The following is a 13,749-nucleotide window of genomic DNA, read 5'->3' as shown; positions in this document are numbered from 1 at the left end:
TGATTCAACCCCTCGGTGTTCAGTTCTCAGATTTGCTTGTCTGGGATGATACGCCGGTCACTAAACGTGAAAAAGTTCTAGATAGGACGAACGCTGTCTCTGTCGAGTTCTGCAGCAAAACGTCTTTCAATAAACTGTACGTTGGCATCGTTTTCCAAAGCGGTAAACGCGTCTTTCAACTTACCTTGATACAATCTTTCTCGTAGTTCTAGTGGCGTTTCTCCACCATCGCCGATTTCAACACTCAAATGACACTCTTCTCCCAACACGGTATTGAGCGACTGTAATAGTTCGCTCTGTGCGCGATCCGTATTCAAGTGAGCTTGGCTCGCTCTTAACGTTAAAGTGATTGATGTGTCGTTTTTAGCAAACACTGAGTTCAATGCTAACTGTTCAACAAGCTTGGCTGTCTCTAGCTTTTGAATCGTGGCAGACCATTCATCTTGAGCAATCGACTCTTGAAGCAATTTATCGACCATTTCTGGTGTCTTAATATGCTCTAACGCACGCTTGATCTGAGTAGGTGTAAGCTCTTTGCTCACCTCTTTCACTACAGGTTTAGACGGTTTCCAGCGATAAGGTTCATTATCGTTGGTCACATTTTCTGTCGAAGAGGCGGTTAAAGAAGCTGGCGACACCCGCTCAGAACCACCGTGTTGCTGAGCAACTCGGTCAAGAACTGAAGTTTTAGCTGGTGTCGCTTTAGCCTTTTTTGGCGCCGAACCTTTGTTTTCTGTTGCTGCACCACCTCTACGTTGAGAACGCAATTGGTGGCGTAAACCACTCACCGGTGAAGTTGCACGCGCGGGTTGCTCTTGTGAAACAGGAGGAGCAGAAGGCGCAGCGCTTGGCTGTTGAACCGGACTCTGGCTCTGATAATTCGTTTGTTGCTGCTGAGGCTGATCTGCACCGTAACTTGGACGCTCATCATAAGCAGGTGGTACATCATACTGGCTATGCGGGTAATCCTGTTCTGGATAACCTTGGTTGCCTGAGTGATCAACGTAACCTTGCGAATCTGAATATTGGCTCTGATTCTGCTGCGGTTGCTGTTGTGCCGACTGTTGCGGTATAGCTTGCTGCTGAGGCGCCTGTTGTTGCACTTGAGGCTGTGAAACCGCAGGAGCCTGAACTGGCTGTCTCGGCTCTGGCACAGGTTGACTCATTGGCTGAGCAACACTCAGAACCTGGTTCTGAACCGGATTCTGAGCTGCAGGAGCTGGCGCTGGGCTTGTCGACTGAGTCGAGATTGCCGTAGCAACAGTTTGCTCAGCAGGCCTAAATGCCAACATACGCAGAACCACCATCTCAATACCAACACGAGCGGTTGGCGATAATGGTAAGTCTTGACGACCTTTTAGCACTATCTGGTAGTAGAGTTGGATGTCTTGAGGGCTTAACGTTTTGCTCAGCAGTTCCAGCCTTTCAGCATCAGGCTGGGCCTTGTCTAAAGTAGACGGCAAAGCTTGATACATCGCCAAACGGTGTAATTGAGTCGCAAGTTGACTCAGCAATCCATCCCACTCAACGCCATTTTCAGCAAGAGCTTGAATACAAGCCATCGCCTGCTGAGGCTGTTTACTGCTAATCGCTTCAAGTAGGTGAATCGCTTGGTCTGTATCCAGCGTTCCAAGCATATGAGCAACAGTGTCTGTTACGACATTACCGTTACCCAATGCGATAGCTTGGTCACTCAGGCTTAGCGCATCACGCATACTGCCATCAGCAGCATGAGCAATCATCCCAAGCGCACGAGGTTCAGATGTCACATTTTCTTGTTCAAGAATATGATCGAGCTGCTCGTGGATATTATCGACACTGATCGGCTTAAGATGGAACTGCAAACAACGTGAAAGAATCGTAACCGGAAGCTTTTGTGGATCCGTCGTTGCGAGCAAGAACTTCACATACTCAGGCGGCTCTTCTAAGGTCTTTAGAAGCGCGTTAAAACTGTGCCTAGACAGCATGTGTACTTCATCGATTAGGTAAACCTTGAAGCGACCACGTGCAGGCTTGTACTGAACATTGTCCAGAAGCTCGCGGGTATCTTCTACCTTAGTACGTGAGGCAGCATCGATCTCGAGCAGGTCAACAAAACGACCTTCATCGATCTCTTTACAGGTTGCACACTCACCACAAGGGGTTGAAGTAATGCCTGTTTCACAGTTGAGTCCCTTCGCAAACAAACGGCCGATGGTCGTTTTACCGACACCTCGTGTACCGCTGAATAGGTAAGCGTGATGCAACCTATTTTGGCTAAGGGCATTCTCTAATGCTGTTAAAACATGGGCTTGACCAACCACTTCTTTGAATTTGGTTGGTCGCCATTTTCGCGCTAACGCAAGATAGCTCATGAATAATTCCGAAAAGGATTAGTGACCGTCGAATTCGCAGATGCTAAACACTTCTAGACCTAAGCCTTGTAAGCGCTTATCACCACCGATTTCTGGAAGGTTAATAACAAATGCAGCGTGTTCAACCACACCACCAAGCTGACGAATCAGCTTCGTTGTCGCTTCAATCGTACCGCCTGTTGCTAACAAGTCATCAACCATCAGCACTTTATCGCCTTCAACGATAGCATCGGTATGAATTTCTAGCGTATCAGTGCCGTACTCAAGCTCATAAGATTGTGCCACAGTTTGACGAGGCAACTTGCCCGGTTTACGAACAGGAATGAAGCCAACACCTAGCTCTAGTGCCAAAGGCGCACCAAATAAGAAACCACGAGCTTCAGTACCAACGATCTTAGTAAAGCCCATGCCCTTGTATGTGTCCACCAACAGATCGATTGTCGCTTTGTAAGCGGCAGGATCTTCCATCAAGCTTGTTACGTCACGGAACAAAATACCCGCTTTAGGGTAATCAGGAATGCTTTTGATGCTTGCTTTGATCAGAGAGATTTTTTCTGTGTTCATAATCTTATGCACTTCATTAGGCCGCTTTCCAAACTCTCGTTAACGAATCAAACATCAACGCTCGGAATTAAGGAAAGGTACGATTGGTATTCATTGCAACGAGAGTCATAACTCAAATTGCTGAAATAATAAACGCCCGCTATACAAGCAGGCACACTGGCTTAATGGTAGTGATTTTCTTTGCTGTCAGCAACCAACTCATGGGTTGGAAGTCGCATAAACCATGCGAGAAGAATAACAAGTACACAAATTAGGAAAGCCTTGACCCAAATGATCGGGGCAAAGTAGATCGATAACGCAAAACTTAACAAGATAAAAAACACGCCACGCGTTTTTACTTGCTTGGTAACGGCACCATGTTGATACCAATTGTTCAACAAGGGACCCAGCGTTTTATGCTCATGCATCCATTTGTGAACTTTGGGGTTGCTTCGCATGAAACATGCACTGGCAAGAAGGAGGAAAGGCGTGGTTGGCAGTACGGGTAAAGCTATCCCTAAAACTGCGAGAAATATGCAAAGGCCACCAGCAATATTGAGGCTTAAAACTCGAACGCTAATTGTGGCCTCCTTGAGTTAGCTATCACCAATCGGCGACGATAACTTAACTAGAATGTTGCGTAACCATTGAATACACGGATCAACGTAAGTGTTGCTGGTAATAATGGAATCACTAAAAATGCGGCTAAAAATCCTAAAAAGTAGAATACATTAAACGGGTCTTGAAAGTCTTTGTTATCTGCCATGATTGCTTCTTGTTTTTGTTAGTAAAGGTAAGTATCTGGCGAACCAAACCCGCTTTGCTAAATCGACATTTAACAAAAAAGGCATAGCCACACCATTTGCGCAACTATACCTTAATCAATTATTCACAAAAACCGAGGAAATATAGGGTTAATCGGTGGACCCTTGGTGTATGTCTAAACTAAAACTGGCCGATCCAAGCAGGCTCAATGATAACTGGCAGCCTTGTTCAATCGGAAGATCCCGTGTAATGAAGTTCTTCTTACAGTTCTCACCCAAGCGCTCGCCCGCCGCAATATGTTGATTCAATTCGCCATTCGACCATTGTCCATCTAAACCCGCAGGTAAAATAGAGATAGTTCCCACAGCAAGGTCAGCAACACCAAACAAAGCATTCACAGGGGTTGAACATTTAGAGCAACGAATCCCCTTCTCCAAAATTTCCGCAATATCTTTGAGATCAACGTTAAAATCTTTTCTATTTCTGATGTAATCGTGGAATAACGCTCTCACCAACAATGTGGCCGCTGAGCCGCCGTTATCAGAAGACGACGAATCGACGAGGTAGAAAGCAAACTGCCCGTTCATCATCCACGCATAGTCGAACACAAGTGGCATCATCTCTGTTGATTGTAGTAGGCGGTAACTGCAACGCCATGAGCCTTGTCGTGTGTCTTTGTCAGGAAGCAGCGCGTGCAATAAGTCTCTTGCCGCACTAGGGTTATCTTGCAAGTGATTTAGGTGCCAATGCAGCTCTTGGTCTTCAGGGATCTCTCCGCCGTCATCCACGCAAAACCATTGGCTTGAAAAATCTCGTTGGTCTGAAATGTTATCGAACGAATCTGTTAATGTATTCGCAATCGCACTGCCTAAATGACCGTGATCCTCCAGAGGTTTGACTAAAAAGTCTTTGATACCAAATCGTAATGCTTTCGCCACATCAGACATATCATCGGTGCCAGACACAACGATCATAGGCAGTGACGGATACTCTAAACTGAGCTCTTCTACAAGCTCAATGCCATCCAGAATAGGCATTGATAAGTCACACACAATTAAATCTGGCGCCGAGTCTCTAAGCTTTTGCAGAGCGTCCAGCCCATTTTCAGCCTCAACCACTTTATAACCAATCTTGTCTAAATACGCGCTGGTTATCCGGCGAAAAATAGGATCATCATCAACCAACATAACGCATTTTTGATTGAGAACTTCCTGAGCCGAGGTCATAACTGGCTGACTGTGAGTTTTGTACATAATCTCTAACCTCACAAAACTAAGTCGAATTATTATTGTTATCTGTTCCAAGAACTAATATAAAACTTAGTAACAAATTGCTAAATACACAAATACGTACTCTTTACTGGAAATTCGTGACAAGGGTTGGAATACTGGTAAATAGTGCAACGAATTGACGTAACGCAAACATTGATCTCACTATTACGTATAAATTAGATGAGATTGTAAACAAATGTGTCTGGATTTATGAAATTAGATGATTTAAACCTCTTTCGACTTGTCGTTGAAAATGGGAGCTACACCGCAACATCACGCAAAACTATGATTCCGGTTGCGACCATTACACGACGCATCCAAGCCTTAGAAGATTCACTAAACCTAAGACTTCTCAATAGACACGCGCGTAAACTCTCTTTAACAGAGGCAGGCGAACGTTTCTTCAACGAATGCTCTCCGTTACTGCAACGTCTATCTTCTACTGCAGAAGAACTGACTGACGTTTGTAAAGGAGCTTCCGGTAAGATTCGCATTACGGCACCCTCCAACCTGACCAAGCGCATGATGATGCCGATGTTCAGTGAATTCATGACTCAATATCCTGATATTAATATTGAGCTGATGATGAACAACCAAGCCGATCAGCTTGATCCAACCGAGTGGGACGTGATTTTCAGAGTAGGTCCACAACGTGATTCAAGCCTAATCGCTCGAAAAATCAGTGAAGTAAAAGATATTCTTATCGCAAGTCCTGACTACCTAGCGAAGAACCCGGCACCAAGTCATGCAGAAGAGCTCGCGAATCATTCGCTACTTAAAGGCTATCCGCTGATTAAGTGGCAGCTGAGTAATTCGAATGAAGAGACGGTGGTGAATAGCGAGAAAGGCCGTTTCAACGCGAATGCGCTCAATGTCGTGAGACAAGCCTGTTCAGAAGGCCTTGGTATCACCCTAATGCCCGACGTTATGATCCGCGAATACATTGAAGATGGCAGCTTAGTGCAAGTCTTAGAGGACTGGAGCGCTAACCCTCGTGATATTTACATGCTTTACAACCACAAAGACCACCTGCCAGAGAAGGTTAGATTGTTTATCGATTTTGTCATCGCATATCACATTCACTAAGATTCAATCCCCTTCCCCGCAAACAAAAAACCAGAGTCGATGCTCTGGTTTTTTTATTACTCATTTTTATGAGTACGCTAAGCGCCTTCGTTATGTAGCTCTAGGTTCGCGAGATCTTGTTGGATTTCACGCTCAACCTTTGAATCGTCATTACGTAAAGAGTCTAAGAAATCTAGGTACGCTTGGTCGATATCGCCCGTTACATACTCACCGTTGAATACGGATGTATCAAAACGAGAGATGTCTTGATTACCCATACCTACTGCAGAGATTAAGTCTGGTAAGGTTTGGAAAATCAAAGCATCTGCACCAATCTGCTTACAAATCGTTTCGTTATCACGACCATGAGCAATTAACTCAGTCGCGCTCGGCATATCAATGCCGTAAACGTTCGGGAAGCGAACCTCCGGAGCGGCAGAAACCATGAAGACTTTGTTTGCACCAGAATCACGAGCCATCTCAATGATCTGCTCTGATGTTGTACCACGAACAATCGAGTCATCAACCAGTAGAACGTTCTTACCTTTAAACTCAGAACGAATCGCGTTGAGTTTACGGCGAACCGACTTCTTACGTTGTTGCTGACCAGGCATGATAAACGTGCGGCCAACGTAACGGTTTTTCACGAAACCTTGACGATATGGCTTATCAATCGCTTGAGCAATTCGTAGAGCAATATCATTTGATGTTTCAGGAATTGGAATAACCACGTCAATGTCTAGGTCTGCGTACTCTTCTTTAATACGCTTACCTAACATCTCACCCATCTCAACGCGTGCGCTGTAAACCGAAATTTTATCGATGAATGAATCAGGACGAGCAAAATAAACAAACTCAAAAATACATGGGTTTAGTTGTGGGTTGTCTGCGCATTGTTTAGTGAAAAGCTCACCATCGAATGTTGCATAGATAGCTTCACCAGGAGCAACATCGCGCATAAAATCAAAACCAACAGCGTCTAACGCTACTGACTCAGACGCAACCATGTACTCTGTTTTACCGTTAATTTCACGCTTACCAAGACACAGTGGACGAATACCATGTGGGTCACGGAATGCGATCATGCCGTGGCCGATGATCATCGCTGTCACTGCGTAAGCACCACGAATAGTGCGGTGCACGTTTGCAACTGCGCGGAAAACGTCGTCTGAAGTCACGTTACCTTTTACGGTATCGATCTCATGAGCCAATACGTTTAGTAGAACTTCAGAGTCAGAGGTTGTGTTGACATGACGGCGGTCTTTTTCGAACAACTTCTCACGAACTTCACTTGCATTCGTTAAGTTACCGTTGTGCGCCAGCGTGATGCCAAATGGAGAGTTTACGTAGAAAGGTTGAGCTTCAGAAGCACTCGAACTTCCCGCTGTAGGATAACGAACATGACCAATACCCACGTTGCCTTGGAGGCGTTGCATGTGTTTTGCTTCAAAAACATCTTTAACTAAACCGTTCGCCTTACGCAGACGGAAACGATTGCTTTCTATGGTACAAATACCAGCGGCATCTTGGCCACGATGCTGCAATACCGTTAAAGCGTCATAAATAGACTGGTTTACAGGTGTTGAACCCACGATTCCAACAATACCACACATGTCCTAATCCTCGATTTTCGACATTAACTGGCGCTAGAGCGCGCCAGATAAGAAACTAGATGTTGCTTGTAAATGCTCGAAGAATGGCGCAATGATTCGGCTAAACTCCGGAACCAATTGCGAATTCTTCCACCACTCAGAACTTGGGAATGCAGTAAACGCATCCATGAAAAACAACACTGCAGAAACAATCAAAACACCACGTAAGCCACCAAAGACGACACCGAGGATTCTGTCTGTACCCGACAGGCCTGTTTTCTGAACTAGCTGCCCGATGACATAGTTAACTAAGGCACCAACAACTAACGTTGCAACAAACAATGCTGCTATCGCAGTTCCGTTTCGAAACATCTCATCTTCAATATTGGTGAAGTACATGGCTAATTTAGCGTAGTACTGGCTAGCAATAAAAAATGCTCCAAACCAAATAACAAGTGACAACGCTTCTTTAGCGAAACCGCGAACTAAACTGATCACGGCAGAGAAGCCGATCACGCCTAAAATGACAAAATCTAACCAATTCATGAATTCTTCATCTTAAGTTGGCGCGCATTTTAACAGAAAAAATGCTGACGCAAACGTTTTCTTATGGATTTAACGGTTTAAATTTGAGCAATTGGCCTTTTGAACCCGTAATTTTTTCTAATTCCTTAATTTGTCGCTCAAGTTTGGATTTAGAAACATCCGGGCCAATAATTACTCGCGTAAATGTTTTTTCTTGCTTGGTATGAGCCTGATAACCACGCTTCTGTAAATCCTTAACAACGTTTTTTGCGTTGTCAGCATTCTTCAAAGCCATCAATTGAATAATCCAAGCACTGTCTTGGTATTCATTTTTTTCAGGTACCGGCTTAACCACCACCGCCACTTTATCCGCTTCTTTGTTACTGGAAGCCGACGCAGTTTGCGTATTTGAATTATCAGTACGACCACTTTCAACCACTTGCTCAACCGGAGAGTCCGGCAGTGCAATCTGATCTTCAACAGGATCGAGCACTTCAAACACTTCAACATTACTATCAAGCTCAGGCTTAATCGGAATGCTTGCAAACTCTTCTTTATAGTGGAGCTTCTTACCATCCAGCACATCGGGCAATACAATCACGCCAATGGCCACTAAAATGATGGTGCCGACTAATCGGCTTTGGAATTTACTTGCCATTTAGTTTCCTTTTTTCTGCCAATGCTCCAACACTTCACCCACGGTATGGAAAGAACCGACAACCAACACAACATCGTCATCTATAACAGAAGCTAAAGCCGCTTCAAACGCTACAACAGGGTTTGAATACTGCTCTACACCTTCAGGTAAGCTTTGACACAATTCAGCGGCTGTTGCGGCTCGTGGGCCTTTCAGCGAAGCTGGGTACCAATGTGTTGTTATTGGAGCTAATACTTCCAATGTCGCGGGGATATCTTTGTCATGAAGCATGGCGACTACAACGTGTAAATTTTTGCCTGCATACTTCTTCGCGACTTGCTGCGCAAAGTACTCAGCAGAATGCGGGTTGTGTGCTACATCAAGCACAATCACCGGTTGTTCGCTAATTTGCTGCATACGCCCAGGAAGCTGCGCATTCTTCATACCGTTAACAACATTCACATCACTAATGCTTAGTTCTGAAGTACCTAATGCCATCAGTGCGGTGGCTGCGTTCGGCAACGGTAAGCTTGGGATAGGTAGCGATTCTAACTGGAATGCGCCACTGCGCCAGTTCCAAGTATCACCATCTACATCATAGGTGTATTGAATCCCTACTTGGTAGAACTCAGCGTTAATATCATCAGCGTGTGCCGCAACCGTAGCTGGTGGCTTGGGTTGACCACAGATAGCGGGTTTACCGCTACGATAAATGCCCGCTTTCTCAAAACCAATCACATTAATGTCATCACCTAGCCAGTCAACATGGTCGACAGCCAAACTAGTAATCACAGAAACGTCATGTTCAACGATATTGGTCGCGTCTAAACGTCCGCCTAGACCCACTTCTAACAATACAACGTCAACCGCTTCGGTTTGAAAAGCACGTAACGCTGCTAAAGTGCCATATTCAAAAAAGCTAAGGCTGATTTCACCACGTTCTTTCTCAATGAAATCGAAAGACTGAACCATCTTTTGATCAGACAGATCTTTGCCATTGATACGAACACGTTCGTTATAGCGAATTAAGTGAGGGGAGCTGTAGACACCAACAGAGTAACCAGCATCCAATAGAATAGCTTCCATGAGTGCACATGTTGAGCCCTTGCCGTTGGTTCCAGCAACAGTAATAACATGTTGAGCAGGTTTGGTGAGGTTTGCCTTAGAGGCGACAGCTTGAACTCGGTCTAAACCAAGATCAATAGCGCTTGCGTGGATGTTTGATAAATAATCAAGCCACATCTCCAAAGAGGATGTGGCTTGAGGAATAGGTTGTTGACTCATCTAACTCATAACCATAATTAAGTAGGTTTGTTAGAAGGTACTTTACCCTTTTTCTGGCGCTTCTGGTACTTCATAAGCAGCTTCATTCGGTGAATCGTTCACAGAAACTACTAATGGTGAAGGCTGATTGGTCATTTTAGCAACAAGGCTTGCAACGCGCTGACGCATCTCACGACGGTCAACGATCATGTCGATAGCACCGTGGTCTAGTAGGAACTCACTGCGTTGGAAACCTTCAGGAAGATCTTCACGTACAGTTTGCTCGATTACACGACGTCCAGCAAAACCGATAAGCGCTTTTGGTTCACCGATATTGATATCGCCAAGCATTGCTAAACTTGCAGAAACGCCACCCATTGTTGGATCAGTCATTACTGAAACAAACGGTAGGCCTTTCGCAGATAGACGCTCTAGAGCAGCACTGGTTTTTGCCATTTGCATGAGAGACATCAATGCCTCTTGCATACGAGCACCACCACTTGCAGAGAAACAAACTAAACCACAGTTGTTCTCAATAGCTGCATCTACCGCTTTCACAAAACGAGCACCAACAACAGAACCCATTGAGCCGCCCATAAATGAGAACTCAAACGCACACGCAACGATAGGTAAACCAAGCAGTTCGCCTTTCATTGCAACTAATGCGTCTGTTTCACCACTGTTCTTTTGAGCAACAGAGATACGTTCTTTGTAACGCTTAGAGTCTTTAAACTTCAGTTTGTCTTGTGGCTCAAGATCAGTACCTAGTTCAACACGCTCACCTTTGTCTAGGAATGTATCCAGACGGCGACGTGCTTTCATACGCATGTGATGGTCACATTTTGGACATACTTCTAGGTTACGCTCTAGTTCAGCATGGTAAAGAACCTGCTCACAAGAAGTACATTTAGTCCAAACACCCTCAGGGATTGACGCTTTACGAGATGTTACGATGTTGCTTTTTTCTAAAATCTTTTCAAGCCAACTCATGGAAGACCTTTTTGTTTCGATTCCTCCGCTTGATTGCGAAAGAAATAAATTTGGGAATTATGCCGGGAATTAAAGCACATAAAACAGCGACTGTAGATAAAAAACTGGTTGTACCTATTTTCCGTGACTATTTTACGCACGAAACCGTAATACTTTTTGAACCTAAGTCTCACATTTAGTTCAAATTATCCGGCAAAAATAGAGGGCCAATAGGCTCTCTTGGTAGTCCAAAATGTTCAGGATAATCAACATCTACTAAGTATAAGCCTTCCGCTTTCGCTGTCGCGCCTGCCACTTTTCGATCTTTAGCCTCTAAAAGCCACTGAATCCACTCTGGTTTTTGATCACCTTTACCTACCGCAATTAGGCTACCAGTAATATTCCTCACCATATGGTGAACAAACGCATTCGCTTTAATATCGATCACTATGTAATGCCCATGACGAGTCACGTTTAAGTGAATCATGTTTCTCCATGGGCTACGAGATTGACAATGTGTTGCCCTGAACGAAGTAAAATCATTCTCACCAAGTAAGTACTGACCCGCTTCATGCATCTTTTTCTCATCAAGGTGACCATGATAATGGCTCACACCTGAATTCAAAATGCCAGGACGTAGAGCATGGTTAAAGATAATGTAGCGATAACGGCGTGCTGTTGCAGAAAAACGAGCATGGAAATCCTCATTCACTTCTGTTGCCCAACGAACGGCAATATCTTTTGGCATGTTGGCATTTGCGCCCATTGTCCATGCAACCATTTTACGATCGACATTAGTTTCAAAGTGAACGACTTGTCCCGTACCGTGAACACCGGCATCTGTGCGACCAGCACACATAACTTCTACAGGGTGATTCGCGACAACTGAAAGAGCCTTTTCCAATTCTTCTTGGACACTTTTCACGTCTCGTTGGCGCTGCCAACCAAAGTAGTGGGTACCGTTATATTCAATACCTAAAGCAATTTTCATGTTCTTGTTCTCTTTGAAAATGGGCGAGAAGTATATACGGAAATGAGTGCTAGCCCAAATAGGATGGGGCTAAAACTTCAATAAACAATCACTACCGCCTAGACGGTGGTTTTAGCAAGCTAAATAAAATAGACGCTAACTGTATCGCCCTAAAATAAAGGGTAGCCAACGCTACCCTTTATAATTTTTTGAATTTATCGACCGTTTAACGTATCGATAAGATTCTTTGCCTCTCGACGAATATCATCACTGCCGTCAACGATAGCCTCTTCTAGAAGCTTAATTGCACCTTGTGAGTCACTCATCTCGATGTAGATTTTAGCCAAATCGAGCTTACCAGCAGCTTCTGCATTGCTGTCGACATCGTAATTACCAATGTCACCGATAACGTCTGGGAATTCATTTAGGCCAACATCTAGCTTCAACTCTTCGTCATCTGGATTAATCGCGTCTTCGCCTTCTTGCTCAACTTGAGCCATCAGCTCATCAATAGTCATGTATTGCTTATCACGACCTTTGTCTGACTCGGTTAGGTTGTCTTGTTGAGCCCAATTCTCTTGTTTGATTTTTGGTTCAGCTTGTTGATCTGCCGACGCCCAAATCTCCTGTTGATCATCAGGCACATCATTATGCATGCTCGATTGCTGCTCAGGAGCAAGGTTGAAGCCTTTCCAATCTTCACCACCGACTTCAAGCATCGCATCAATATCTAGCCCTGCACTATCAATCGATGTTGCATCCAATGGTTTATCGAACATGTTGTCGACAGAATCTTGAACATCTTCAGAAAGTAACTCAGCCAGCGCTGTTTCATCAAAATCATCAAACCCTTCTAGAGGTTCGTCTTGCACCGCAGTCGGTACTGAGTTTGATTCTGCAGGCGCTAATTTTGAAGCCGAATCAGGTAACTCATCTGATTGTCCGAAAGCCGGCAGTTCAAACTCTTTTGCATCTGATAAGTCGTCTACGTCTGAGAAATCTTCTGTATCCGAAAAGTCATCACCATGACTAAAACTCTGCGGGTTTGAAAATAAATCATGCAGCGCATCTTGTTCTTCACCCTGTGGGCTGAAAGAAGTCAGTGGCGTTGGTTTCTCAGCAAACGCATCAGAGATAGCTTCATCTTCACCGTATTCTGGCAAATCAAACTCATCGAGCTCTACGCCTTGCTCTTCCGCTACAGGCTCAGCACTGCTTTGTTCGATGTCATCTAAGACTGAATCCGCTTTTGCGCTCTCTTCATCGTATTCAGGCAGGTCAAGGTCATCGAACTCAAACTTTTCGGACTCTGGAGCAAGATCTTGCTCTAACTGCGCTTCATCCGGTTCGCTAACCACTTCCGCCAACGCATCTTCTTCGCCAAACTCTGGAAGCTCTAAATCATCAAACGAGAACTCATCTTCGCCTTCTTGCCCTAGAATTTCTGCTTGTTTCGTTTCTTCAACTTTAGGAGCCGTTTCAGCTTGATGCTCTACTTCGGCTTGCAGCTCAGGTGTTGATTCTGATTCTGGGTCTAATTGAGCATCAACAACAGGGACGTCTGACTCCGTTGTTACTTCAGCATCCGCTTCTGCCAAGGCATCTTCTTCACCAAACTCTGGAAGATCAAAATCATCAATCGAGAACTCATCTTCGCCTTCTTGTCCTAGAGATTCAGCATCTAACTGAGGTTCAACAACCGGTGTTACTGGCTCTGGGGTTACTTCGGCGTCGGCTTCCGCCAAGGCATCTTCTTCACCAAACTCTGGAAGATCAAAATCATCAATCGAGAACT

Annotated in this window: 13 protein-coding genes; 1 reads left to right on the top strand and 12 read right to left on the bottom strand. The window is 44.7% G+C overall.

Features of this window, described 5'->3' with window-relative positions; all coding sequences use genetic code 11:
- Positions 1–77: 77 nt before the first annotated feature.
- From dnaX to ACED59_RS05125, 5 genes are all read right to left on the bottom strand, one after another.
- Entirely contained in the window at positions 78–2,354 is a 2,277-nt protein-coding gene (gene dnaX, locus ACED59_RS05145) for a DNA polymerase III subunit gamma/tau (RefSeq protein WP_017099206.1), read from the bottom strand.
- Positions 2,355–2,372: 18 nt separating this feature from the next.
- Entirely contained in the window at positions 2,373–2,918 is a 546-nt protein-coding gene (gene apt, locus ACED59_RS05140; RefSeq protein WP_004734171.1) for an adenine phosphoribosyltransferase, read from the bottom strand.
- A 161-nt stretch (positions 2,919–3,079) separates the two neighbouring features.
- Positions 3,080–3,451, bottom strand: coding sequence for a YbaN family protein (locus tag ACED59_RS05135; RefSeq protein WP_029224083.1), 372 nt, complete (start codon positions 3,449–3,451; stop codon positions 3,080–3,082).
- A gap of 74 nt (positions 3,452–3,525) precedes the next feature.
- A complete protein-coding gene (locus ACED59_RS05130; RefSeq protein ID WP_017099204.1) occupies positions 3,526–3,663 on the bottom strand; it encodes a hypothetical protein in 138 nt (45 codons plus the stop codon).
- Between the two features lie 148 nt (positions 3,664–3,811).
- Positions 3,812–4,915: a response regulator gene (locus ACED59_RS05125; protein WP_017099203.1), complete on the bottom strand. Its 1,104-nt coding sequence runs from the start codon at positions 4,913–4,915 to the stop codon at positions 3,812–3,814.
- Positions 4,916–5,143: 228 nt separating this feature from the next.
- On the opposite strand from ACED59_RS05125, the gene ACED59_RS05120 reads away from it, so the two are divergent.
- A complete protein-coding gene (locus tag ACED59_RS05120; RefSeq protein ID WP_004734167.1) occupies positions 5,144–6,019 on the top strand; it encodes a LysR family transcriptional regulator in 876 nt (291 codons plus the stop codon).
- 77 nt (positions 6,020–6,096) lie between these two features.
- Here ACED59_RS05120 and purF read toward each other — a convergent pair whose 3' ends face one another.
- From purF to ACED59_RS05085, 7 genes are all read right to left on the bottom strand, one after another.
- On the bottom strand, positions 6,097–7,611 hold the full coding sequence (gene purF, locus ACED59_RS05115) for an amidophosphoribosyltransferase (protein WP_012603488.1): 1,515 nt from the start codon (positions 7,609–7,611) through the stop codon (positions 6,097–6,099).
- A 33-nt stretch (positions 7,612–7,644) separates the two neighbouring features.
- Positions 7,645–8,136, bottom strand: a complete 492-nt coding sequence (locus ACED59_RS05110; protein ID WP_009848678.1) for a CvpA family protein — start codon at positions 8,134–8,136, stop codon at positions 7,645–7,647.
- 61 nt (positions 8,137–8,197) lie between these two features.
- Positions 8,198–8,773: an SPOR domain-containing protein gene (locus tag ACED59_RS05105; RefSeq protein ID WP_012603487.1), complete on the bottom strand. Its 576-nt coding sequence runs from the start codon at positions 8,771–8,773 to the stop codon at positions 8,198–8,200.
- Entirely contained in the window at positions 8,774–10,036 is a 1,263-nt protein-coding gene (gene folC, locus ACED59_RS05100) for a bifunctional tetrahydrofolate synthase/dihydrofolate synthase (RefSeq protein ID WP_017099202.1), read from the bottom strand.
- A gap of 42 nt (positions 10,037–10,078) precedes the next feature.
- Complete coding sequence (gene accD / locus ACED59_RS05095; RefSeq protein ID WP_009848681.1) at positions 10,079–11,005, bottom strand: acetyl-CoA carboxylase, carboxyltransferase subunit beta; 927 nt, start codon at positions 11,003–11,005, stop codon at positions 10,079–10,081.
- Positions 11,006–11,180: 175 nt separating this feature from the next.
- On the bottom strand, positions 11,181–11,975 hold the full coding sequence (truA, locus tag ACED59_RS05090; protein WP_009848683.1) for a tRNA pseudouridine(38-40) synthase TruA: 795 nt from the start codon (positions 11,973–11,975) through the stop codon (positions 11,181–11,183).
- A gap of 194 nt (positions 11,976–12,169) precedes the next feature.
- Positions 12,170–13,749, bottom strand: a 1,580-nt coding sequence (locus tag ACED59_RS05085) for a FimV/HubP family polar landmark protein (protein WP_371731358.1), incomplete at its 5' end; no start/stop codon positions are given.

Origin of the sequence: Vibrio sp. FF266 (assembly GCF_041439695.1) — a bacterium.
In the GTDB taxonomy this organism is placed as follows: domain Bacteria; phylum Pseudomonadota; class Gammaproteobacteria; order Enterobacterales; family Vibrionaceae; genus Vibrio; species Vibrio tasmaniensis_A.
This window is presented reverse-complemented; position numbering and strand designations above follow the sequence as displayed.

What these genes read in the sequence shown, in the direction of transcription:
- dnaX (WP_017099206.1), bottom strand. Translation starts at nt 2,354, where the DNA reads ATGAGCTATCTTGCGTTAGCGCGAAAATGGCGACCAACCAAATTCAAA.
- folC (WP_017099202.1), bottom strand. Translation starts at nt 10,036, where the DNA reads ATGAGTCAACAACCTATTCCTCAAGCCACATCCTCTTTGGAGATGTGG.
- ACED59_RS05110 (WP_009848678.1), bottom strand. Translation starts at nt 8,136, where the DNA reads ATGAATTGGTTAGATTTTGTCATTTTAGGCGTGATCGGCTTCTCTGCC.
- truA (WP_009848683.1), bottom strand. Translation starts at nt 11,975, where the DNA reads ATGAAAATTGCTTTAGGTATTGAATATAACGGTACCCACTACTTTGGT.
- accD (WP_009848681.1), bottom strand. Translation starts at nt 11,005, where the DNA reads ATGAGTTGGCTTGAAAAGATTTTAGAAAAAAGCAACATCGTAACATCT.
- purF (WP_012603488.1), bottom strand. Translation starts at nt 7,611, where the DNA reads ATGTGTGGTATTGTTGGAATCGTGGGTTCAACACCTGTAAACCAGTCT.
- ACED59_RS05125 (WP_017099203.1), bottom strand. Translation starts at nt 4,915, where the DNA reads ATGTACAAAACTCACAGTCAGCCAGTTATGACCTCGGCTCAGGAAGTT.
- ACED59_RS05105 (WP_012603487.1), bottom strand. Translation starts at nt 8,773, where the DNA reads ATGGCAAGTAAATTCCAAAGCCGATTAGTCGGCACCATCATTTTAGTG.
- ACED59_RS05130 (WP_017099204.1), bottom strand. Translation starts at nt 3,663, where the DNA reads ATGGCAGATAACAAAGACTTTCAAGACCCGTTTAATGTATTCTACTTT.
- apt (WP_004734171.1), bottom strand. Translation starts at nt 2,918, where the DNA reads ATGAACACAGAAAAAATCTCTCTGATCAAAGCAAGCATCAAAAGCATT.
- ACED59_RS05120 (WP_004734167.1), top strand. Translation starts at nt 5,144, where the DNA reads ATGAAATTAGATGATTTAAACCTCTTTCGACTTGTCGTTGAAAATGGG.